The organism is Sulfurospirillum diekertiae, from assembly GCF_011769985.2.
Taxonomy (GTDB): domain Bacteria; phylum Campylobacterota; class Campylobacteria; order Campylobacterales; family Sulfurospirillaceae; genus Sulfurospirillum; species Sulfurospirillum diekertiae.
The window spans coordinates 2,291,667-2,313,401 of sequence record NZ_CP039734.2; the positions used below are offsets into that span (position 1 = coordinate 2,291,667).

Consider the following 21,735-nt stretch of genomic DNA (forward strand, 5'->3'; position numbering starts at 1 on the left):
CCTTGGTGCTCTTCTTTTTCTGCCCAAAATTTGCGTCTCTTTTTTTTACATGTAAACGAAAAAAGACGCAAGTTTTTTGTTGAAGGACACGATGCAATGTCGATTTATTTTATCCACGTGATGCAAGCATTACTGGGCTTTACACTTTTGAGTGCTTTATGGAACAAACACATCAGCCTCAAGACCTCTTTTTTAGCCTCTTTTATCGGTATTTGGATAGGTATTGGACTCTTTGAATTCGCCAATCTCTATCTCTGGGACACCACACTTAAACTCTATGCCAACGGTGTTATCGTCGTTTTATTGCTTCTGGGCTGGGCTGTGTGTCTGCTCCCCTTTAAAAGCGTTAAACTGGCGCTCATGGCACTGCTTGCGATCTCTTTTGGTATAGAATACGGCACACTTAGCCGTGATTTTCCATTGCTGAAGGGTGCGCTTTTAGACACGCTTTCCATCGTCTCTTTGGGCATTGTAATTTTGAGCGCCTGTTTGCTCCTACTACTTTTCTGGTTAATGACAAAGGTCAATGAAACACTCAGCCCTAGAGTTCGAAACTCCGCCATTACCCTGAGCACCCTCTTTTTGCTATTAGATATTTGCGGGGAACTTGGCATTGCCTTGATGCGTTTAGGTGTGCTTCCAACCTCAACATGGCTTCTCTCAGCCGTTGCCAAAGTGTTGCACTACTCTTCGTTTTTCACCTATGTTTACCTTGCCATCATCATTGTCTTAAGCGCTCTTTTTCTACGTCAACAACCGCAAAAAGAGCGTAAAGAAGATGTGGGTGTTATCGCTTCTAGACGCATTCGTGCTACGAGGGCGCATCTGCAAAAAGTCTTTACATGTAACATCCTTATAGTGCTAGTGATGAGTACATTTATACTCTATTACGATCTTGTCGCTTCACGTCCGCCAACCATTTCGACACCTACGATTTTAGAACCCGTGAACGGTGAATTTAAAATCCCGATGGAGCTGTTACGCGACAACGACCTACACCGTTTTGCGTACATTACCGATGAGGGCAATAAGATTCGCTTCTTTCTACTTAACCGTTACAAAGAGAAAGACGCACCTGTTGCCGTGTTTGACGCGTGCATGATTTGCGGCGATATGGGCTATGTCAAAAAAGGTGATGAGCTCATTTGTATCTCGTGCAATGTGCGTATTTTTATTCCTTCTGTTGGTAAAGAAGGTGGATGCAACCCTATTCCTTTTCCATATGAATTTGATGGTAAAGAGATCACCATCAAGCTAGAGACGATTCTCAAAGGGGTGAACTACTTCTCAGAGATCGTGGAAAAAAGTGTGAGTGATCCCGTCAGTGGTGCCAAATTGATTAACCTCAAAGCTCCTAAAACGTATGTTTTTGGTGGAAAAACCTACTACTTTGAAAACAGCGATACGTATGAAAAATTTAAAGAAAATCCTGAACGCTACGTGGGTACTGCCAGTGAATCGCACTGGAGAGCGCAAGGCTACCAAGCGTTAGGAGATGTGAGCAAATGATGGAATACAAACTCCTTAAAAGCGCTCTCTGGGGCAATAAAACTCAAAAGATGCTCGCCTTTTTGACCATCTTTTTAGCCTCTATGTTGGTCGCTTCGATGCTCAACATTACGCTTGGCATTGGCGACAAGGTCGCACTTGAACTTCGCAGTTACGGCTCCAATATCATTGTATTGCCCAAAGGTGGCGCACTGAGTATGGAGATCGAAGGCAAAACCTTTAAGCCTTTGCAAGAAGATGCTTACTTGGATGAGAGCAAACTTCCCAAAATCAAAGAGGTATTTTGGCGCAATAACATCGCCGCGTATGCTCCTTTTTTAGAAGGGAAAGTAGCGTGGTCAAAAGAGTCGATACCTGTTGCCATCGTAGGCACTTATTTTGATAAAAATCTCCCCATTGCGGATGAGCCAAACTACCGCATTGGCGTCAAGTCACTCTACCCGTTTTGGAGTGTTGAGGGAGCGTGGATCGAGGATGATACGGAAGCAAATATTTTAGTCGGTGAAACTCTCGCAAAAGAGCACCACATCGCGGTTGGCGACACGGTTATGCTTGCAGGTAAATCTTTACATGTAAAGGGTATTTTAAAAGGCGCACAAGAGGCGGAGAGCAAGATCATGATGTCCATGGCTCTGGCACAAACACTGCTGGGTAAACCTGAAAAAATATCCCGTGTGGAAGTCTCAGCCCTCACCGTTCCAGAGGATGACCTCTCGATGAAAGCCAAACGTAACCCTGCAGAACTGGACACATTAGAGTATGACCATTGGTACTGTACGGCGTATGTGAGCTCGATTGCCTACCAAATCGAAGAAGAGTACAAAGGTGCTACGGCAAAGGCACTGATGAAAGTGAGTGATGGCGAAAGCAAAGTCGTGAAAAAAATCCAATCGCTGATGGGAATGGTGAGCATCATCGCATTGATTGCGGCGTCCATTGGCATCGCTTCATTGATGGCATCGGAGATTCACCGTCGTAAAAAGGAGATCGGACTTTTAAAGGCGCTAGGAGCGAGCAATCTTGCGATCTATGAGCTTTTCATCGCCGAATCACTGAGTGTCGCCCTCATCGCTGGAGCTGTTGGAGCACTCGTAGGGTATGGGCTTTCGATGCTAATAGCGCTTAGTATCTTCGGGCATGCGGTGGATATTTCATGGATTATTTTACCCCTTACGATCAGTTTTGCGCTCATCATCGCGTTTGTGGGCTCACTGCTCCCCATGCGCGGCGTGATCGATCTTTTACCTGCGGAGGTGCTTTATGGTCGCAAATAAAAAACAGTCCTCACGCAGTACTTTTTTACTTCGTTCGGTATTTAAAAGCCTTCGTTTCAGTTACGATCGTACCCTCATCATTTTTATCTCCATCATGCTAGGGGCGTGCGTAACGGGTGCTTTTGTTAATGCCTATCTGGACATCGACTCTAAAATGCGCAAAGAGCTGAAGGCGTATGGTGCGAATGTGCTTTTCACGCCACAATCGGTTGAAAAATCACTTTTCTTCGATCAAAGCGATTATGAAAAGTCTTTACATGTAATCCCAAAAGGCTCCCTATTAGGTGCCTCACCCTACCTCTTTGGAACGGTTCGTTTAAGTCTGGGTGATGCCGTGATGGCAGGTGTTGACTTTGCAGGAATGAAAGTGGCTAAACCTTTTTTAGAGGTCGTACAAGGAACCTACATCAACGTCGATTTTGATGAACGTAACGCCCTCATTGGTGTAGATCTGGCGAAAAAGATGGAACTCAAAGTGGGTTCAAGCATCAACTTAGTCAATGAGCAGAGTGGCTTTTCCACAACCATTCGCATCAAAGGAATTGTCTCCAGTGGCGATAAAGAAGATGGACTGCTCTTTGTCTCCCTGCCTTTGGCACAAAAAGTTTTAGGCAAATCGGGAAAAATCCATCTGGTTGAGGCGGTCATATTGGGCGATTTTGATCAGATCAATGCGATTAGTTTAGAGCTTTCCAAAGTAGGCAGTTTCAACGCCAAACCTCTTGCGCGTATCTCACTCTCAGAGGGTCTGATCTTAGATAAGATCAAATTCTTAATGGCATTGGTCGCTTTTACCGTACTACTCATCACCTCCATGTGTGTCAATACCACACTGAGTTCCATCATCTTTTCACGCACCAAAGAGATCGCCTTGCTTCGTGCGCTTGGAGCATCGAAGCGCAATGTCGCCACCCTTTTTGGCACGGAAACTTTTTTGATGACACTTTTTGCTTCGGTGTTAGGGGCATTTCTAGGCTTTTTTTTATCCCAATTTTTTGGCACGGTTATCTTTGGCTCAGGCATTGATTTTCGCTTTTTATCGATTCCGATTGCGACCATTTTATCACTACTGTTTGCAGCCATTGCCGCATACTTTCCCATCAAGCGTTCATTGAACTTGCCTGTGGCTACTATTTTAAGAGGAGAATAATTCTTTATGACATCTGTATTAGAACTTAAAAACATTGAAAAAAAATTTGGCGACGTGATCGCATTAGAGGGCATCAACCTCTGTGTACACAAAGGCGAGTGGATCAGCATCATGGGGCCGTCAGGTTCTGGAAAAACAACGCTTCTGAACATTCTCTCGTTGATGGATGCACCCTCAAACGGTGAGTACCTCTTAGGTGGCATAGATGCGGGTTCTTTAGACGAGGCTCAAAAACTGGTTATCAGACGTGAAAAAGTGGGGCTTATCTTTCAACAATTTCACCTCATTCCCTACCTCAGTGCGCTTGAAAATGTCATGCTTGCGCAGTACTACCACAGCAGTGTGGATGAAGAGGACGCCAAAGCAGCGCTTGAAAAAGTAGGACTCTCCCACCGTTTAACGCATCGTCCTTCCGAGCTTTCAGGCGGTGAACAACAACGCTTGTGTATCGCTCGTTCACTCATTAACGACCCTGAAATTCTCCTTGCCGATGAACCAACGGGCAATTTGGATGAACAAAATGAAAAAGTTATCCTCGATCTTTTTTGCCGTTTAAGAGAAGAAGGCAAAACGATCATTTTAATTACACATAACCCAGAATTGGGACGCTATGCGGATCGCATTATCAACCTTCGCCATGGCAAAATGGAGGAGATACCTCATGCATAAATCTGTTTTAACACTACTACTTTTTGCACTGCTTTTCAATGCCTGCTCAGCAGTCCCTCAAAAAGCCAAAATGAATGCACAGGCACCTGAACTCTCGGCTAAAACACTCAGTGGTGATCCTGTTACGCTATCAAATTATGCTGGCAAAGTCATTGTGCTTCGCTTTTGGATGATGGGATGTCCATCGTGTACCGAAGCAATGCCACTGTTAGATCAATTACAAGAGCAATATCCCGATAAATTAGCCATTATTGCGGTGAATTCACTTAATGAAAACAAAGATATTGCCGCTTTTGAAGCCCAGTCAAAATTTCACTATCCGCTTTTAAAAGATGATATTGATATTACCGCAAAACGTTACAATGTACGCTCGGTGCCGATTATGTTTTTGATTGACAATCAAGGTGTTTTAAAAGAGGTCATCCATGGTGAACTGCCATGGAAGGAAGCTCAAAAAATCATTATGAAGTATCTCTAATGCGTTACTTTGCCTGCATTCTGATCTTATTTCTAAGCGGATGTGGTGAAAATCTCACGCAAAAAAATCACATCGTCATTGGTGAGAGTAAACCCATTCAAAGTACGTTTACGCCCAAAGAGGCTCGTCTAAAGCTCTCCTATGAAAAACCCTACCTACTCTTTTTCTTTACCAAAACGTGTGGCGCCTGCAAAGAGGCAATTCCTTACCTGAATGAATTGGCGCAGAAGTATCAAGGTCAAATAGAGGTTATCGGTATTTTAGGAGGAAGTTCACGCAGCGATGATGACATCACCTTTTTAAAAAAGTACAACGTGGCTTTTAAAGTGATCTCAGAGCCCCAATCGAGTGAATATTTTAGCAAAGCAGTGGGCGGTGTTTACGGTGTTCCTCTGTTTGCCTTTTTCTCAGAGGATGGCAAGGAGATGAAGCGCTTTTTAGGGCTTGTTCCAAAATCTCTTCTCGAAGAAACCGCTAAAACGATACTTCCCAACTAGTTATTCAACGATAACTCATATTAAAAGCTGCAAAAAAAGCATCTCCATTTCATATTCAATTTTAATAATCGTTTTTATTTAGATAAAAGGAAGTAGCTTATATAATATCGCTTATGTTATGAGATTAAGAAAGGAATACTTATGGATTTATCGCAAATCAACAAAAATCAAAAAGCGCATATTAAAAGCATTCACGCGCAAAACACCCTCAAAAAACGTCTTCTCTCACTCGGACTGGGCATTGGCAAAGAGGTTGAAGTGGTCGAAACAAGCCTTCAAAAAAATACCATTAAAGTTTCACTGGGTTATAGCTCTATTGCTTTGCGTTTTGATGAAGCCAAACTCATCGAAGTAGAGGTCGCCTAATGCAAAAAATAGTCATAGCTCTCGTAGGACAACCCAATGTGGGCAAAAGCCATCTTGCCAACGCGATGAGTGGATCTAACCTCAAAATCGGTAACTTTGCAGGTGTTACGGTAGAAAAAGCAACCGCTCGTTTAAAAACAGAAGATTTCGCGATTGAGTTTATTGATCTTCCCGGTCTTTATTCTCTTGAAGATTTTTCGGCTGATGAGAAAGTCACCAAAGATTTTTTACAAAAAGGTGAATACGATCTCATATTAAACGTTGTTGATTCTACCAACTTAGAACGCAATTTAATGCTGACAACCGAATTGATGGAGCTTCAAAGAAAGATGGTCATTGCTTTAAATATGGACGATGAAGCCATTAAAGAAGGCATTGACATTGATGCGGAGACTATGAGCAAAATTCTCTCTGTTCCTTGCGTGCGTGTCTCTTCAAAAATCAAAACGAACATTGAAATGTTGATTAATCAGGTTTTACATGTAACCAAAAATGAGTTCATTGCACCCAAATTGGTTTACAGCGATGAAGTCGAAGAACAACTCCAAACGATTGTACGTTTTTTAGAGGATAAACATTTTACAACGCCTCATTTTAGCAACCGTCAAATCGCAGTGGGACTTCTATGGCAAAAAAGAGAAATTTACGCGCTAATGCATGAACAACCTCTGTATGTTGAGCTACATCCTATTCTCAATAATGCCCTTGGACATGTTTACATGTACGCTCAAAGTGAAGATATCGAAGAGATCATCAACCGTCAACATGGAGCGTTTAGTGCAGGGCTGAGTGCCGAAGTGCTTCATGTCACCAAAGTAATACGCAAAAATCTCACACAGACGATTGATGCGATTTTGATTCATAAACTTTTAGGGCTTCCAATCTTTATCTTTTTAATGTGGGGACTGTTTCAACTCACCTTCACGCTAGGGCGAATTCCAATGGACTGGATTGAGGCAAGTTTTGGCTGGCTAGCAGAGACTGTCGGAAATACCATTGATAATGAAGCGATGAAGTCACTGATTGCCGATGGTATTATCGCAGGTGTGGGCAGTGTTGTAATGTTTTTACCCAATATTATGATTCTCTTTTTAGGCATTGCACTACTTGAGACCACTGGGTATATGTCTAGAGCAGCTTTCTTGCTAGATGGCTTCTTCCACAAATTTGGGCTTCATGGCAAAAGCTTTGTTCCCCTTGTAACGGGCTTTGGATGTTCCGTTCCTGCCTATATGGCAGCACGTACTTTGAAAAATAAAAAAGACCGTTTGCTAACGATGTTTATCATTGGGTTTATGAGTTGTGGCGCACGACTTCCTGTGTATGTTCTTTTTGCAGGCGCTTTTTTTGAAGAGAATATGGCGGGAAATGTCTTGTTTGGCATATACATCACAGGGGCACTTTTAGGGCTTATTGCCGCTAAAATTCTTCGTGTGAGTGCGTTCAAAGGCGAAGATGAACCTTTTGTTATGGAGATGCCAAAATATCGCTTACCGAGCTTAAAGCTTTTATGGTTTGTGGTCTATTCAAAATCCCTAATGTATATCAAAAAGGCGGGAACGTTTATTTTGATGGCTTCCATGCTTATCTGGTTTATCAGTTCATACCCCAAAAATAGTCTGATTGAAGAAGAGTATACGACCAAAATTGAAGCGTTACAACCAAGCGTGACTGAAGAACAGAGCAACAGTATTGAAGAGGTTACAAAAACCGTTGAGGAAGATAAAGGTACTTCTCTTGAAGAGGCAACCAAAGCCTTAGAAAATGAAAAACGTGAGAAATTGATGGAGCACACCTACCTTGGCATGATTGGTAGAACGATTGAGCCTGCTTTTGCACCACTGGGCTTTGACTGGAAAATGAGTGTCGCAACGTTCAGTGGACTAGCCGCAAAAGAGGTCATCGTCTCAACGCTGGGAGTTTTGTATTCATTAGGTGATGGTGTCAAAGAAGATGATGGTTCTCTTCGTGCGATCATTACCGCCAATATTAGCTTCCAATCGGCAATGGCATTTATCGTCTTTGTCATGGTGTACTTACCGTGCCTTGCAGCAACCGCAGTCTTTGCCAAAGAGGCAGAAGAGACAAAATATACCGTCTATTTGGTCATCTTTACCTTTGCAACAGCATGGGTGCTGGCCTTCATCACCTACCAAGGATTAATGCTTCTTGCATAAGTGACACGAGGTGGCTACCAACATTGGAAGCCACCTCATTATTTATCGATTGTAAACGTGTTTGAGATGCTCTATTTTAGCTCCAAGGTTCAAAAGAAGCAGATCAGCAATGACTAACGCTGCCATCGATTCAGCAACCACACTGCCTCGCACCGCGATGCACGGATCATGCCTCCCTTTGAGATTACATGTAAGCGCGTTCCCTTCTGTGTCAATCGTCTCTTGTGCGATAAAAATAGACGGTGTCGGTTTGAAATAAACTTTACATGTAATGGTATCGCCATTGCTCATGCCACCCAAAATTCCACCACTATGGTTGGTTACAAAACCCTCTTTGGTGATCGCATCATTATTTTCTGAACCTTTAAGCGAAGAGGCATGAAAACCCTCGCCAATTTCAACCCCTTTAACGCCGTTAATACCCATCATCGCTTCAGCTAACAGAGCATCCAGTTTATAATAAATTGGTTCTCCCAGTCCAGCGGGCGCGCCTACAACATGCACCAAAGCCGCACCACCCACGGAATCATGCGCATTTTTAGCTTCTAAGATAGCCGCTTTTTGTGCCGCTTCAACGCTTTTATCGAGGGCATAAATCTCGCTCTTTGCCACACGCTCAAAATCATAGCTTTTTGCTTCAATATCCCCAATCGCGCAAATACCACTTTGAACCTTTACATGTAAAGTATTTAAAAGCAGTTTTGCAATCGCTCCAGCGGCTACACGCGCGGCAGTTTCCCTGGCACTACTGCGTCCGCCACCTCTATAATCTCGAAGACCATACTTGGCAAAATAGGTAAAGTCTGCATGTCCTGGGCGAAAAAGGTCTTTGACACTGTCATAATCTCCGCTTTTTTGGTTTTCGTTAAAAATAACCATGGCAATGGGAGTTCCCGTGCTTTTGCCTTCAAACACACCGCTTAAAATTTCGATGGTATCGCCTTCTTTGCGTGCGGTAGCAAATTTATTTTGACCGGGCTTTCTTCTATCTAGCTCACGTTGGATAAATGCTTCATCAATTTCTAAACCCGCAGGTACACCATCGACGACACAACCGATTGCCTTTCCATGCGACTCGCCGAAGGTTGTGAAGCTAAACTTTTTGCCAAATGTATTGCTACTCATCGGATCTCTTTTTTTAAAATTTCTAATGCTAACATTGCCGCTTTTTGTTGCGCCTCTTTTTTACTTTTGCCACTGGCAATGGAGAGGTCACGACCACGTACGGAAACAGCGATTTCAAACTCTTTCTTATGATCAGGTCCAAAAGAGCGTACAAGTCGGTACTCTGGTGTCATCCCAAAATGCGCTTGAGTCAGTTCTTGCAAGGTGGTCTTGTGATCTCTGAAGATCGCATCCATATCAATTTTAGGGTACGCCTCTTCCAAAAGAGCAATCGCCAAATTTTTGGCTTTTTCAAGTCCAGCTTCAAGGTAAAGCGCTCCAAGAATGGCTTCAAACGCATTGGAGAGTAAAGAGGGTTTTTCACGTCCATTATTGTTCTCTTCCGCTAAAGAGATGTAGATGTATTCTCCTAAATGCAAAAGGCGCGCAAGTTTTTCAAAGCTTTTTTCATTCACCAAGGAAGCGCGAAGTTTGGAAAGTTCTCCCTCTGCAACCTGTGTAAACTCATGGTAAAGGTACTCCCCAACGATAAGATCAAGCACTGCGTCGCCCAAAAACTCTAAGCGCTCGTTGTTGTAAGGTTGTTTAGAACTTTTATGCGTAAGTGCCTCGATTATCAGGTTTTGATCTTTAAACTGATAACCCAAACGCTTCTGTAACGCCTCTAATTTTTTTTGCATTATCTTTCCTTTGTCATTTTTACAACGCTATTTAGGCAAAGCCTAAAAGCTACGTTAGCCACTAGGGCGCTAAAGCTAGCCTCTTGCGAGGCAGAAAAGCTACTTAACCTATTTTGATTTTAGTTGCTTCTTCTTTAGCGATTCGATCGCACATCTCGTTCTCAGCATGCCCATCATGCCCTCTCACCCAAATGCCATGCACTTTATGAATTTTTGAAACCTCAACATAACGCTGCCACATTTCTGGGTTTTTCACCTTGGCAAAACCTTTGCGTTTCCAGCCTTCAAGCCATTCATTAATGCCTTTAATCACGTAACTCGAATCGCTAATGAGTGTTACATCGCATGGTTCTTTAAGGGCTGCTAAGCCTTCAATAACTGCAAGCAGTTCCATCTGATTATTGGTGGCATTTGCCATTCCACCACTGACCACACGCTCCACATCACCAAAACGTAAAATCGCACAATAGCCCCCAGCCCCAGGATTTCCTAAGGAAGAGCCATCACAGAAAAGAGATATTTTCTTCATCGTCTGCTTTGGTAAGTCTGGTGTGAATTGTTACCGTATTGATGCTTTGGCAATGAGGGCATCTGTAAAAATGGATCGGAAAAACTTGCTTGCACTCAGCGCAAAGGTACTCAAAACCAAGACTTGCTTTGTGATACCCAATACTTTGAAGTTTTCCTAAAACATCAATCGCAAAAGGTGCTTCGCTTTCTAACGCTGCATAAGGGCGAAGTCCCCGTGCCATCGCAATTTGCTGCACTAATGGATCTTTACATGTAAGAATGTCATACACCATCGGATCAACATACCATAAAAGATCAATCATATCCGAAGAAGAGAGTGTTTCAAAAAAAGAAGACTCGATTTTAATGCCATTTTCCTGCAAATATTCAAACAATCTTCGCTTTAAAAAAGGTGCTGTCTTGCAAAGTTCTAAAAGCTTCTCAACTTTTTGGCTCTCTTTAAGATGACTCTCTTTAATCGTTTCTAGTGCTTTAAGATACGTTCTTTGCACACTCACTTTTGCACCCAACTCTTCCAATGAGTCCAAAACCTCTTCGGCTTTAACATACTCTTGGAGCTGTTCATAGGCTACGGTTAAATATTTGAGGGATTCAGCATTTCGGGGATGTAAGCGCAATGACTCTAAAAAGACTTCGGAACTTCGTCGCAAAAAGCCTGCTTTAAAATAAGTCTTTCCAAGGGTTGAAAGAAGGTACTGCTTTTCGTCTTTGCCTTTGACACGCTTTAACGTCACAAGATAGATATTGATCGCTTTTTCATAATCGCCACTTTTGGCATAAGCATGCGCCAGCAACGCTAAAGATTCCAAAGGAATAGAAGCATCTTCTAAAAGCTTTTTATACTCGTTTTCATCGGTGACAATTTCAAATTTTTTAACAAATTTATCGATGCTCTGCTTCTCTTCTTTGTTCTTAAAAACACCCCACCAATAGTTGGAGAAAGAGATCACAAACACAATCGCAAACAAGATAATGACACCAAACAGCGGATCACGATACGCTATAAAAAAATTATCCAAGATATAAACCTTCGCATGTGAAGTTTGAAACAGAATTCTATTATACCAAACTTGCTATAATTTAACCATGATAGATAAAACATCCATAGAGAATCTCAAACAACGTCTTGATATTGTCGACGTCGTAGGCTCCTACTTGGAGCTGAAGAAAAATGGTGCAAACTACAAGTGCGTCTGCCCCTTTCACAACGACACCAGCCCTAGCCTTGTCGTGAGTCCTTCAAAACAAATTTACCACTGTTTTGCCTGTGGCGCAGGAGGAGACAGCATCAAATTTGTGATGGAATACGAAAAGCTCTCCTACCCTGAAACTATCGAAAAACTCGCCAACATGGTTAATTTTTCGCTCTCCTATACCACAACGGATGGAATCAAAAAAGAAGATCGCAAACTTATGGAGAACTTGAATCTTTTCTACGTCAAACAGCTAGATAAGACTCTTTTTGCCAAAGAGTATCTCATCAAGAGAGGCATTTCCGAAGCCTCTGTTGAAAAATTTGAAATCGGTTATGCACCCGCTTCTTTTGCTACGTTGGATTTTTTAAGTTCAAGAGGGTATGCCATGAGTGAAGGGATGGAATATGGAGTAGCCGGCATTGGAGAAAACAATCAGCCGTATGCCCGTTTTATCGAGCGAATCACCTTTCCCATCTATTCACCCAGTAACAGACTTGTTGGTTTTGGAGGACGCACCCTTTCAAACCATCCCGCCAAATATGTAAATTCGCCCCAAACCAAACACTTTAATAAGTCACAACTGCTGTATGGCTATCAGCTCGCCAAAGAGAGCATTTACAAACAAAAAACCATCATCATTACGGAAGGTTATCTGGATGTCATTATGTTGCATCAAGCAGGCTTTACCCATGCGGTTGCTACGCTTGGAACGGCACTTACAAACGAACATATTCCGCTTATTATGCGAGGTGATCCCGAAGTCATTGTGGCGTACGATGGTGATGATGCAGGGATTAACGCAGCACTCAAAGCCTCTTTTTTGCTAAGTGCCCATGGTATCAAAGGTGGCGTTGTGCTCTTTGGCAATGGTATGGATCCTGCTGATATGGTACAAAATGGCCTAATGGATGCGCTCAACCATCTTTTCCGTACCCCTCAACCCTTCATTGAATTTGCATTAGAACGTATGGTTAAAAAGTACAACCTCAAAGACCCTTTAGCCAAACAACAAGCATTAACCGAAGCGATGAGCTATCTTAAAACGCTCCCACAAGCTGTTCAAGAGAGCTATACAGGGATGCTTTCTGAAAAATTGGGGCTTCATCACAATTTGGTAAAAATTCAAAGTCACAAGCCTCAAAGACTCGATAAAAAAGAGCGTGCCTTTGAGGATATGTTAGAGCTTACCATCATCAAAACCATTTTGAGCGAACCTAGTCTGATTGACACGGTGCTGGATACCATCGATAGTTCTATGTTCAAAACCCACCATGAAGAGTTTTCACTACTTTTGGACAATCAATTTGAACATCCGAAACTAAGACGTATTATGTTGTGGGAAGACATCAAGGTGTACGATGAAAAATCTCTGATCGCTTCAATGGTCGCATTTTTGTATCACTACTACAACGAAAAATTCCAAGAAATCAGAATGGCGAAAGAACTCAGCTACGATAAAAAACAGTTTTTAATCCGTAAAATACAAGAAAAAATGATGAAATTAAAACAAGGTGAATTGGTTCCGTATGAAAGCATTAGTACTCTATAGCGGCGGGCTTGATAGCATGCTCGCAATGAAACTTTTAACAAATCAGGGCATTGAAGTGATTGCTCTGCATATCAACATTGGTTTTGGCGTCAAAGAAGACAACTACGATACACTTAAAAGACGTGCTAGCATCGCTGGTGCAACACTGGAAGTCATCGATGTACGCGATGAATACCTCCAAAAAATTCTTTTTAGCCCGAAATACGGCTATGGTAAACAGTTCAACCCATGCATTGACTGTCATGGATTTATGTTTACAGTCGCCAAGGCACTCCTACCTCGTTATGGGGCTTCGTTTATTGCCACAGGTGAAGTCGTTGGACAACGTCCCATGAGTCAAAATAAAGATGCACTAAGATTGGTCAAAAAAATTGCGAATGACATTGATGAAGATTTGATTCTTCGTCCACTCTGTGCCCTCGTGATGGAAGAGACAAAGCCGGAGCGTGAAGGGTGGGTCGATCGCAGTAAACTTTTAGGCTTTAATGGCAGAGGGAGAAATGCTCAACTTTCCCTTGCCAAGGAGTGGGGCTGGGAAGACTACCCTACACCTGCGGGGGGCTGTTTACTGACCGATGTTCAATTTAGTATCCGCTTACGTGATTGTGTAACGCACGAAACGTTTGACAAAGAAGACATCGAAGTGCTTAAAAATGGCAGACATTTTAGATTGCCAGATGGCTCAAAACTCGTTGTGGGGCGTAACGAAAAAGAGAATGATATTATTGATAATCTCAATAACCCTAAATTTAATCTTTTACATGTAAAAGAAGAGATGAATGCCCCTTCTTCCTTACTCTCAAAAAACGCTTCCAGTGCGGATGAAGCTCTAGCATGTCGTATTGTTTTAACTTTTACCAAAGCGTTTCCCGATCAAAACTATGCGCTTTGCATTGGCGAAAAACTTTTTCAATCATCACCGTTTAACACAAAAGAAGATACCAAAAAATATCTTATATAGTTTTTTAAAGATAATTTTTGTACTATATTGCCTTATAGAATTACAATATGAGGATTATGAGATGGGCTTATCAAACAAAATGATTTTTTTAGTCGTGGACGATTCAAAAATATCACGGAAATGGCTCATCGAGATGATTCCAAAGAAAATTGTAGAAAGTGCTGAAATTATCGAAGGATGTAATGGAGAAGAGGCTATTGAGCTGTATAAGCAGCACCAACCCGATATTGTTTTTTTAGATATTACAATGCCCGGAATAGATGGTTTTGAAGCGTTAAAACATATCAAGGAGATCAACGCCGATGCACTTGTGGTCATGGTCTCAGCAGATCGCCAAAAAAGTACCAAAGAAAGAATTTTGAACTTAGGTGCTTCTGCCATTATTTCTAAACCGATTGATGAAGAAGAATTTCGTACAACATTACTAAAGTTGGTATTTTAAATGACAAAATCGTCCTTTAATCCGCAACAAGAAGATATTTTAAAAGAACTCATCAACGTCTCTTTTGGGCTTTCTGCCTCTTTGATTGGTGACATGTTGGATAACCGTGCTAAACTTCATATCCCTGAAATTTCTAGCATTGACATCCAATACTTAGATGATAAAATTATTGAAGTATTGGACAATGACTCTGAATTTTATCTCACAAAACAGCGCTTTTTAGGCTCTTTTAATGGTGAAGTTCTCTTTGTTTTCAATAACTATTCAGCCAAAGTATTTTGTAGCCTTTTACTCAAACAAGAGATCAGTGATGAAAGCGATATTAAATCATCTATTATGGAACTTACTAACATTATCACATCTGCATGCATTGGTAAATTCTGTGAAATTATTCATGGCGAAACCATCTTTAAAGTTCCATCCATTGAAAAACGCGACATCTCAGAAATGGACAAATATGACAAGATTGAGGGGTATGACAATGTTATTGTTATCAAAACAGCCTTGGATATTGAAAAAGAAAATATCTTAGGGCATATGTTTATCCTTCTTAACAACGAAATGTTAGAGCAACTAAAATGCACCATAGATAAGCTAGAACAATGATAAACTGCGAAAAAATAATTGACTCTATCAATTGGGTATCTTGACGGTTGATACAGATCTCAACATCTACTACATTAATAAGTGGTTTGCCGTTCACAATAATGTTGAAGCTGAGCATATTATAGGAAAAAATCTACTCTCGTTATTTGAATTAACTTCAGAGCGATTAAAATCGCTCAAACGTCACATCAAAGCTGCTTTGACACTGAACAGCCCCTCTTTTTTTACAGCAGATTCCAATGACTACCTTTTCCCCGTGAAAAACTCTATGACAACAAAATCTATTTTTGAGTTTATGCAACAAGATGTTACCATCATGCCATACAACCTTGAAACAAAGCAAGTAACGATCCTAATTTATGATCAAACGGGATTAATGGAAGAAAAATCACGCTGCCATAAAGAAAGTGAAGAATTGGCGAAAGCGGTTAAAATTGCCAATGCAACCATTCGAAAACTCGAAACCGCAAAAAGTAAACTTATTAAGCAAAAAGACATCATTTATAAACAAGCGCATTATGACCACTTAACCTCTTTGGCGAATCGTACACTGCTCAATCAAAGACTTCAACTTTTGGTGGAAAATAATCAATACAGTGGCAAAAAATTCGGAGTACTCTTCTTGGATCTGGATAATTTTAAAGAGATTAATGACTCAATGGGCCATGATGTTGGCGATATGATCCTCATTCATGTGGCAAAAACACTCCTTCTCGCTACGCGTAAATCAGATACAGTTGCACGTTTTGGAGGGGATGAATTTATTATTCTTATTGATGAAATAGAAGAAATTAAAGCATTAGAAAATATTGCTCAAAAACTGATTGATGCAATCCAACAACCCATTAGGATACATCATTTAGATATTCATATTACCATGAGCATAGGCATTAGTCTCTTCCCAGACTCAGGAAAAGACTTTAATCAACTGATTAAAAATGCTGACCTAGCACTCTATCTGGCTAAAGAATCAGGAAGAAATAACTTTAAAATATTTTAATATAGATAAATTAAGCTTGTTAAATTTAAAGTTATTAAAAGAATTCTATTTCATCATCTCCACTAACGTCTGCACTTTTATCTTCAAAAATAGCTTCAACTTGGATACAAGAAGAGAGCAATGATGCATCAAGATAGTGGACATCGCGAGCTACTTGAGTGATAAAGACATTTTCCCGCCAAGAAGCAAGATCATGAAGAAGATTCAAAAGCATAGAAGAAAGTTTTTTGACTTTGGTATCTTCAAATTGATCTTCGGTTAAAGTTGTGAGAAAATTTATCAATGTTTGTATCGCAAATCCTAGATGAGCAAAATCCACTAACTCCTCTAAAACATCCGCATACTCTTGGAAATTATCACAAATAATCAGCGCTGTGCGTTTACTAGGAGAGCGTTCAAAATCTAAAATTGCCTTATCTGTTTCATCATTGATGGATTCAAGCCCATCGATTTTACCCATAAATGAAATGGCTGTATTTTCGATGTATTCTGTAGCACAAAGTGCATTATCATGGGTTTTTGCGAGTATCTTTTTGGCTTCTGCACTAACTTCCACACTCTCTTTTTTAACCTCAACACTTGATTTGATATCCATATCTAATTGAAAAGAAAGCATCTCTTTAGATAGGATATATTTAGCTTGGGCAAAATGTTTGAGTAAAAGATTTTTAATGACGATACTTTTAATTGCTCCTTGATGAAGAAGCATCATGTAGACTTTATCACTGCTTTCTTCCATCACGATTGTAAAAGATTGCTCATTTTTGAGCAACCACAATCCAAAACCATAGATTAATCGCACACAATCGCTTAGATCAATGATATTTTTTTCACCCTTAAGCCAATAGTCCCAAAACTCACCCAAAGCCTCTTCTTTGTCAATTCTAAAGGTAGTACTTCTGCTATACACCTTAGCATCAAAGGGATTAAGCACTTGCGAAGTCGTGGAGGTTTCTTTATTTCGCAGTGCAATAATGCGAAGATAATGTCTAACCCTTGTATTAAATAATTCTGCATCAACAGGCTTAGTCAGATAATCCTCAGCCCCCAAAGAGAGCATTTTGTTTTTAGAAGTTTGATCATCAAGTGCGCTAAGTGCAATGATCATACAATTTTTTTGGAGTTGTTTGATAAGTTTGGTTGCTTCAAACCCATCCATGTTGGGCATCATGATATCCATAAAAATAAGGTCAAAGTTTTGTCTTACACACATTTCAACTGCTACTTGACCATCTTCTGCTTCACAGACTTCTACGCCTGCTATATCTTCTAGAAGAAGATTGAGTGTCAGTCTGTTGTTGTCATTGTCGTCAACGATAAGTACTTTAACCATTTTTTAATCCTTCAATTTTTTCGTTACAATAAATTTTGCCCCACCCAAAGAGAGAGAATCTTCGATGACACAGCTAAAGCCAAGATCTGCACAGAGCAATTTGACAAAATTAAGCCCAATGCCCGTACCTTTTTTCTCCATATTGGTATTGCCTCCAGCACTTTGCTCATAAAGTTCAAAAACACCCTCTTTGTCACTAATACCTTTACCGTCATCTTCTACAATAATCTCTATCTTATCTTTATCACTGAGTAAAAAAACTTCTACGGAAGAATTGCCATACTTGATGGCATTAGAGAGTATATTAGCAATGATTTGTTTAAACCTAAATTCGTCACTACTGATGTAAGATTCAATTCCATCATCTTGAAATACAATCTCTTTTTTATTTTCCAACGCTAATGCCTCATGTTTATCGATGACATCTTGAATGCTCTCTTTGAGGTTAAAAAGCGTATAGGTATAATTGATTTTATGGTTTCTAAGTTTACTGAGATCCAAAATACTTGTCACATTTTCCAACATCATAGAAGCACTTTTGTAAATTTGCTCCAATAGATGAATCCGTTTTTCTTTAGGGATTTCTTCTATACGGTGCATGTTTTTATACAAATACTGTGAAAAATTAATGATGGCATTAAGGGGAGTTTTCAGTTCATGGGTGAAGAGAATTAAAAAGGAGTCTTTTGCTTCAGAAAGCTTTGTTTGCTCATTAGCTTTTATCTCACGGGCTTGAATGGCACGACGTTCTTCTAGCATCTGTGTGATATCGCGCCTAATCGCAATGTATTGAATAATTTCACCTGATTTTTCATCTTTAAAAGGAATGATGATAGTATCTGCCCAAAAGTCACTGCCATCTTTATTTTTATTGAGAACCCTCTCTCTCCAAACTTTACCTTGGGTAATCGTCCCCCACATATCTTTAAATATCTCTGGTCCATTAGCGGGATGTCTTAGAATACGATGATTTTTGCCTAGTATCTCTTCTTTGGTATAACCAGTCACTTTGGTAAAATTATCGTTGATATAAGTGACATTGCCTTTTATATCGGACTGCGAAACGACCGATGACTCGATAAGAACATTAAAATATTGCGTATCTTTAAGAAAAATATCTTTATGCGAAATGACATCAAGGCCATCTTTGAAATGTTTAAAAAGATGTTCTTCTTCCTCTTTCATATACAAATATCTGCTACATTTAAGGGCAAGTGCATCATACAAATAATCCACATCTGCCACTTTTAAAAAGAGAATGACTTCCATTTTAGGATTGATTTGCTTAATCTCTTGAAGCACTTTAAGGTACGAAACGCCTTGGCATGAAAGTGTTCCAAAGATAAGGTCAATTTTACTTTCTAAAACCATTTTTTGAATTTGGGGGGCAGATACACTTACATGTAAAGATTTACAAATATTGCGAGCAAGGCCTACAAAATCCTCATCTTGGGCTATATCTCCGATGATAAGTGCTGATAATTGATTTGCTTCGTAAAAAATATGTTTCATATTTAAGCGCTAATGTGATAGTTTTGAGACAACAACACTGCTAATCTCACCAAGCGGCACTACAGAATCAACAGCCCCTAGCTTGATCGCCTCTTTGGGCATGCCAAAGACAACACAGGTCTCTTCAGACTGAGCAATAGTTTTGGCTCCCGCTTGGTGCATATTGAACATACCTTTTGCACCATCACTGCCCATGCCTGTTAAGATAACACCAAGTGCATTTCCACCTGCAACTTTTGCAACAGAGTTAAACAACACATCCACACTTGGACAATGTCCACTCACTTTTTGCCCTGAACCAATTTCAACAAAGTACCTTGCGCCTGAACGACGCAGTACCATATGCAATCCACCTTGTGCAATGTAAGCCGTACCCATCGCTAAGAAATCTCCATTTTTAGCTACTTTAACATCAATTTCACAGAGTGAATCAAGCCTTGAGGCAAATGGCCCTATAAAACTATCTGGCATATGCTGAACGATGATGATAGCCGGTGAGTTTTTAGGCATCCCTTGAAGAACAACTTTAAGCGCTTCTGTTCCTCCCGTGCTAGAGCCAATAGCAATAACTTTATTGGTCGTCTCTGCAATGCTCAGGCGGTTAGTGAGAATGGAAGTGCGAGGAACAACTTTTTGCACCCTTGCATACGAAGCATCGATAACTTTTTGGATGAGTTCATCACGAATTTCATCTTTGCCATCATAGATATTGGAGTGAGGTTTTGCAACATAGTCAACCGCCCCTGCTTCAAGAGCATCGAGTGTCACTTGAGCACTTTTACGCGTCAAAGACGACACCATGACCACAGGAGTAGGAAAATGTGTCATCAGTTTTTGTAAAAAGGTCACACCATCCATACGTGGCATCTCAACATCTAAACAAATCACATTAGGCTTGAGCTCAAGTATCATATCACGTGCAATAAAAGCGTCAGCAGCAAGTCCTACGACTTCAATACGTTTATCGCTCTCTAAAATTTCCCGTAAAATATGCCTCGCTGTGGCACTATCATCGACGATTAAAACCCTAATCATTGTCCATTATCTCATTTTGTACATATTTGAGGATGATTCTGTTAGCATCACTTACCATCATGATGCGTCTGCCATTATTTCCGCCCGTATCTTCGGCTTTGATAGGAATAGTATATTGCTTCAAAATCTCCTTGGCAATCATGATATTTTTTTGCCCTATCATCTGCCCTTCGGTGTTGGTTTTATGGATATTTGCTCCTCCGAAGATTTTCGCTTCCATGTTGCGCCTTGAACATCCAATATTTTCCATATTTTCTATCATCTTAGGAATAGAGATATTGCCAAATTTTGGACTCTCCAATCCATTGCCATTCCATAGTGGTAAAAGATAGTGATTCATTCCACCAATCATTTGCACTTTGTCGTACAAGCAGACTCCAACACAAGAGCCTAAGACTGTGACGATTTCTGTGGGATTGATGGCAACAAAAATCTCTCCTACATGGATAAACTTTCTTGGCAACATTAAAACTCTTTCATATCATCAAAATCATCAAACATAAACTCATTACCACCTTCACCCAAGAGTGCTTCCGCAGCATTTTTATCTTGCAGCTTCAATACAACCGTAAAAGTCGTTCCCTCTTCACTCGATTCATAATCTATCTCACCATCCAATGAATCAACAAGAGCATTAACAACACTGAGCCCTAAGCCAAGGCCCTCAACAGATTCTCGTGCTTTGCTTTTTTTATCCACTTTTTTGAAGCGATTAAAGACTTCTTTTTTATACTAGACATCTTGCAAAACTCAAATAAAAGGCACTAAAAATGCTTGGCAAGAGGCATGAAAAAATATGAACAAATGCAAAAGCATAAACCCAAAGATTTTAAGCGCCATATTGGCGTTAATGAAGAGACATTTAACGCAATGATAGAGGTGTTTAGGCAATACGATGAGAATCGTAAAAAAGGATTAGGTGTAGGAGGGAGGAGATCTCTTTCACCAGAAAATAAAGTACTTTTGATGCTTGGCTATTATCGTGAGTATCGCACCCTTGAACATATTGGATTTGATTATGGTGTGAGTGAATCAACGGCTTCAAGGATTGTATGTGAAGTAGAAGAAGTGTTGATTAAGTCTGGTAGATTTTCATTGCCAAGCAAGAGAGAACTCTATAAAAGTGATGTTGCCCTCTCTTTTGTTGTCATTGATGCGACAGAAACGCCTTGTCAAAGACCCAAAAAAAGCAAAGAGAGTACTACTCAGGTAAGCAAAAGCGTCATACCCTTAAAGGACAGATTGTGATTGATAAAGAGGAGAGGATTATGTGTGTGCATACCGCTAAAGGTACGACACATGATTTTAGACTGTTTCAAGAATCTAATCTCCCCTTGATGCCCAAGACCTGTGTTTATGTTGATTTGGGGATATCTGGGTATTGCCAAAGAACATAGCCATTGTCAAATTCCCCATAAAGCCTCCAAACTTCATCCTTTGAGTGAGGAGCAAAAAGAGGAAAACAGACAAAAAGCAAGTGCTAGAATATGTGTTGAACATGTGAATGCTAAAATCAAAACATTTCAGATACTCACCCAAAAATACAGAAACAGAAGAAAACGATTCAATCTACGCTTTAATTTGATATGTGGATTAATCAACTTTGACCGTGGTTTTGCTGTGGAATACAAATGAGTTTTGCAAG

Annotated in this window: 25 protein-coding genes; 16 read left to right on the forward strand and 9 right to left on the reverse strand. The window is 40.4% G+C overall.

Annotated elements, in window-relative coordinates; genetic code table 11:
- Positions 1-96: 96 nt before the first annotated feature.
- The 8 genes from FA584_RS11750 to feoB all read left to right on the forward strand — a co-directional run bounded on the left by FA584_RS11750 (position 97) and on the right by feoB (position 8,120).
- Positions 97-1,509, forward strand: coding sequence for a Fe-S-containing protein (locus tag FA584_RS11750; protein WP_167749559.1), 1,413 nt, complete (start codon positions 97-99; stop codon positions 1,507-1,509).
- Entirely contained in the window at positions 1,506-2,783 is a 1,278-nt protein-coding gene (locus tag FA584_RS11755) for an ABC transporter permease (protein ID WP_167749560.1), read from the forward strand. The genes FA584_RS11750 and FA584_RS11755 overlap by 4 nt, the downstream gene beginning before the upstream one ends.
- Complete coding sequence (locus tag FA584_RS11760; protein ID WP_167749561.1) at positions 2,770-3,933, forward strand: ABC transporter permease; 1,164 nt, start codon at positions 2,770-2,772, stop codon at positions 3,931-3,933. The genes FA584_RS11755 and FA584_RS11760 overlap by 14 nt, the downstream gene beginning before the upstream one ends.
- A 6-nt stretch (positions 3,934-3,939) precedes the next feature.
- Positions 3,940-4,602, forward strand: a complete 663-nt coding sequence (locus FA584_RS11765) for an ABC transporter ATP-binding protein (RefSeq protein ID WP_167749562.1) — start codon at positions 3,940-3,942, stop codon at positions 4,600-4,602.
- Entirely contained in the window at positions 4,595-5,080 is a 486-nt protein-coding gene (locus tag FA584_RS11770) for a peroxiredoxin family protein (protein ID WP_167749563.1), read from the forward strand. Before FA584_RS11765 ends, FA584_RS11770 begins: the two co-directional genes overlap by 8 nt.
- On the forward strand, positions 5,080-5,577 hold the full coding sequence (locus tag FA584_RS11775) for a TlpA family protein disulfide reductase (protein ID WP_167749564.1): 498 nt from the start codon (positions 5,080-5,082) through the stop codon (positions 5,575-5,577). Before FA584_RS11770 ends, FA584_RS11775 begins: the two co-directional genes overlap by 1 nt.
- Before the next feature lie 141 nt (positions 5,578-5,718).
- Positions 5,719-5,943, forward strand: coding sequence for a FeoA family protein (locus FA584_RS11780; RefSeq protein ID WP_096047854.1), 225 nt, complete (start codon positions 5,719-5,721; stop codon positions 5,941-5,943).
- Entirely contained in the window at positions 5,943-8,120 is a 2,178-nt protein-coding gene (gene feoB / locus FA584_RS11785; protein WP_167749565.1) for a ferrous iron transport protein B, read from the forward strand. Before FA584_RS11780 ends, feoB begins: the two co-directional genes overlap by 1 nt.
- A gap of 42 nt (positions 8,121-8,162) precedes the next feature.
- Here the strand turns inward: feoB and aroC are convergent, their stop codons facing one another.
- From aroC to FA584_RS11805, 4 genes are all read right to left on the reverse strand, one after another.
- Positions 8,163-9,245 carry a chorismate synthase gene (gene aroC / locus FA584_RS11790; protein WP_167749566.1) on the reverse strand — a complete coding sequence of 361 codons (1,083 nt, stop codon included), beginning with the start codon at positions 9,243-9,245 and terminating at the stop codon, positions 8,163-8,165.
- A complete protein-coding gene (gene rnc, locus FA584_RS11795; protein WP_167749567.1) occupies positions 9,242-9,925 on the reverse strand; it encodes a ribonuclease III in 684 nt (227 codons plus the stop codon). The genes aroC and rnc overlap by 4 nt, the downstream gene beginning before the upstream one ends.
- A 103-nt stretch (positions 9,926-10,028) precedes the next feature.
- A complete protein-coding gene (gene rnhA / locus FA584_RS11800; protein WP_087439390.1) occupies positions 10,029-10,454 on the reverse strand; it encodes a ribonuclease HI in 426 nt (141 codons plus the stop codon).
- Complete coding sequence (locus FA584_RS11805; protein WP_087439391.1) at positions 10,429-11,475, reverse strand: tetratricopeptide repeat protein; 1,047 nt, start codon at positions 11,473-11,475, stop codon at positions 10,429-10,431. The genes rnhA and FA584_RS11805 overlap by 26 nt, the downstream gene beginning before the upstream one ends.
- A gap of 67 nt (positions 11,476-11,542) precedes the next feature.
- Between FA584_RS11805 and dnaG the strand changes: the two genes are divergently transcribed.
- The 5 genes from dnaG to FA584_RS11830 all read left to right on the forward strand — a co-directional run bounded on the left by dnaG (position 11,543) and on the right by FA584_RS11830 (position 16,210).
- On the forward strand, positions 11,543-13,201 hold the full coding sequence (gene dnaG, locus FA584_RS11810) for a DNA primase (RefSeq protein WP_087439392.1): 1,659 nt from the start codon (positions 11,543-11,545) through the stop codon (positions 13,199-13,201).
- Positions 13,179-14,162 carry an argininosuccinate synthase domain-containing protein gene (locus FA584_RS11815; RefSeq protein ID WP_167749568.1) on the forward strand — a complete coding sequence of 328 codons (984 nt, stop codon included), beginning with the start codon at positions 13,179-13,181 and terminating at the stop codon, positions 14,160-14,162. The genes dnaG and FA584_RS11815 overlap by 23 nt, the downstream gene beginning before the upstream one ends.
- Positions 14,163-14,223: 61 nt before the next feature.
- Positions 14,224-14,604, forward strand: a complete 381-nt coding sequence (locus FA584_RS11820; protein WP_228447993.1) for a response regulator — start codon at positions 14,224-14,226, stop codon at positions 14,602-14,604.
- On the forward strand, positions 14,605-15,210 hold the full coding sequence (locus FA584_RS11825; RefSeq protein WP_167749569.1) for a chemotaxis protein CheC: 606 nt from the start codon (positions 14,605-14,607) through the stop codon (positions 15,208-15,210).
- A 40-nt stretch (positions 15,211-15,250) separates the two neighbouring features.
- Complete coding sequence (locus FA584_RS11830) at positions 15,251-16,210, forward strand: GGDEF domain-containing protein (RefSeq protein WP_228448565.1); 960 nt, start codon at positions 15,251-15,253, stop codon at positions 16,208-16,210.
- Between the two features lie 34 nt (positions 16,211-16,244).
- Here FA584_RS11830 and FA584_RS11835 read toward each other — a convergent pair whose 3' ends face one another.
- The 5 genes from FA584_RS11835 to FA584_RS11855 are packed head-to-tail and all read right to left on the reverse strand — an operon-like array spanning position 16,245 to position 20,789.
- Positions 16,245-17,543 carry a response regulator gene (locus FA584_RS11835; RefSeq protein WP_167749570.1) on the reverse strand — a complete coding sequence of 433 codons (1,299 nt, stop codon included), beginning with the start codon at positions 17,541-17,543 and terminating at the stop codon, positions 16,245-16,247.
- 3 nt (positions 17,544-17,546) lie between these two features.
- Positions 17,547-19,055, reverse strand: coding sequence for a PAS domain-containing sensor histidine kinase (locus FA584_RS11840; protein ID WP_167749571.1), 1,509 nt, complete (start codon positions 19,053-19,055; stop codon positions 17,547-17,549).
- A gap of 9 nt (positions 19,056-19,064) precedes the next feature.
- Positions 19,065-20,090: a protein-glutamate methylesterase/protein-glutamine glutaminase gene (locus FA584_RS11845; RefSeq protein WP_167749572.1), complete on the reverse strand. Its 1,026-nt coding sequence runs from the start codon at positions 20,088-20,090 to the stop codon at positions 19,065-19,067.
- Complete coding sequence (locus FA584_RS11850; protein ID WP_167749573.1) at positions 20,083-20,556, reverse strand: chemotaxis protein CheD; 474 nt, start codon at positions 20,554-20,556, stop codon at positions 20,083-20,085. Before FA584_RS11850 ends, FA584_RS11845 begins: the two co-directional genes overlap by 8 nt.
- Complete coding sequence (locus FA584_RS11855; RefSeq protein ID WP_167749574.1) at positions 20,556-20,789, reverse strand: ATP-binding protein; 234 nt, start codon at positions 20,787-20,789, stop codon at positions 20,556-20,558. Before FA584_RS11855 ends, FA584_RS11850 begins: the two co-directional genes overlap by 1 nt.
- Before the next feature lie 87 nt (positions 20,790-20,876).
- Between FA584_RS11855 and FA584_RS11860 the strand changes: the two genes are divergently transcribed.
- Genes FA584_RS11860 through FA584_RS14745 form a run of 3 tightly spaced genes read left to right on the forward strand, consistent with a single transcriptional unit; the run spans position 20,877 to position 21,725 of the window.
- Positions 20,877-21,338 (forward strand): transposase family protein, encoded by a 462-nt coding sequence (locus FA584_RS11860; RefSeq protein ID WP_025343414.1) that lies wholly within the window; start codon positions 20,877-20,879, stop codon positions 21,336-21,338.
- Entirely contained in the window at positions 21,260-21,487 is a 228-nt protein-coding gene (locus FA584_RS14930) for a transposase family protein (RefSeq protein ID WP_167749575.1), read from the forward strand. The genes FA584_RS11860 and FA584_RS14930 overlap by 79 nt, the downstream gene beginning before the upstream one ends.
- On the forward strand, positions 21,447-21,725 hold the full coding sequence (locus FA584_RS14745; RefSeq protein ID WP_167749576.1) for a transposase family protein: 279 nt from the start codon (positions 21,447-21,449) through the stop codon (positions 21,723-21,725). Before FA584_RS14930 ends, FA584_RS14745 begins: the two co-directional genes overlap by 41 nt.
- Positions 21,726-21,735: the final 10 nt, after the last annotated feature.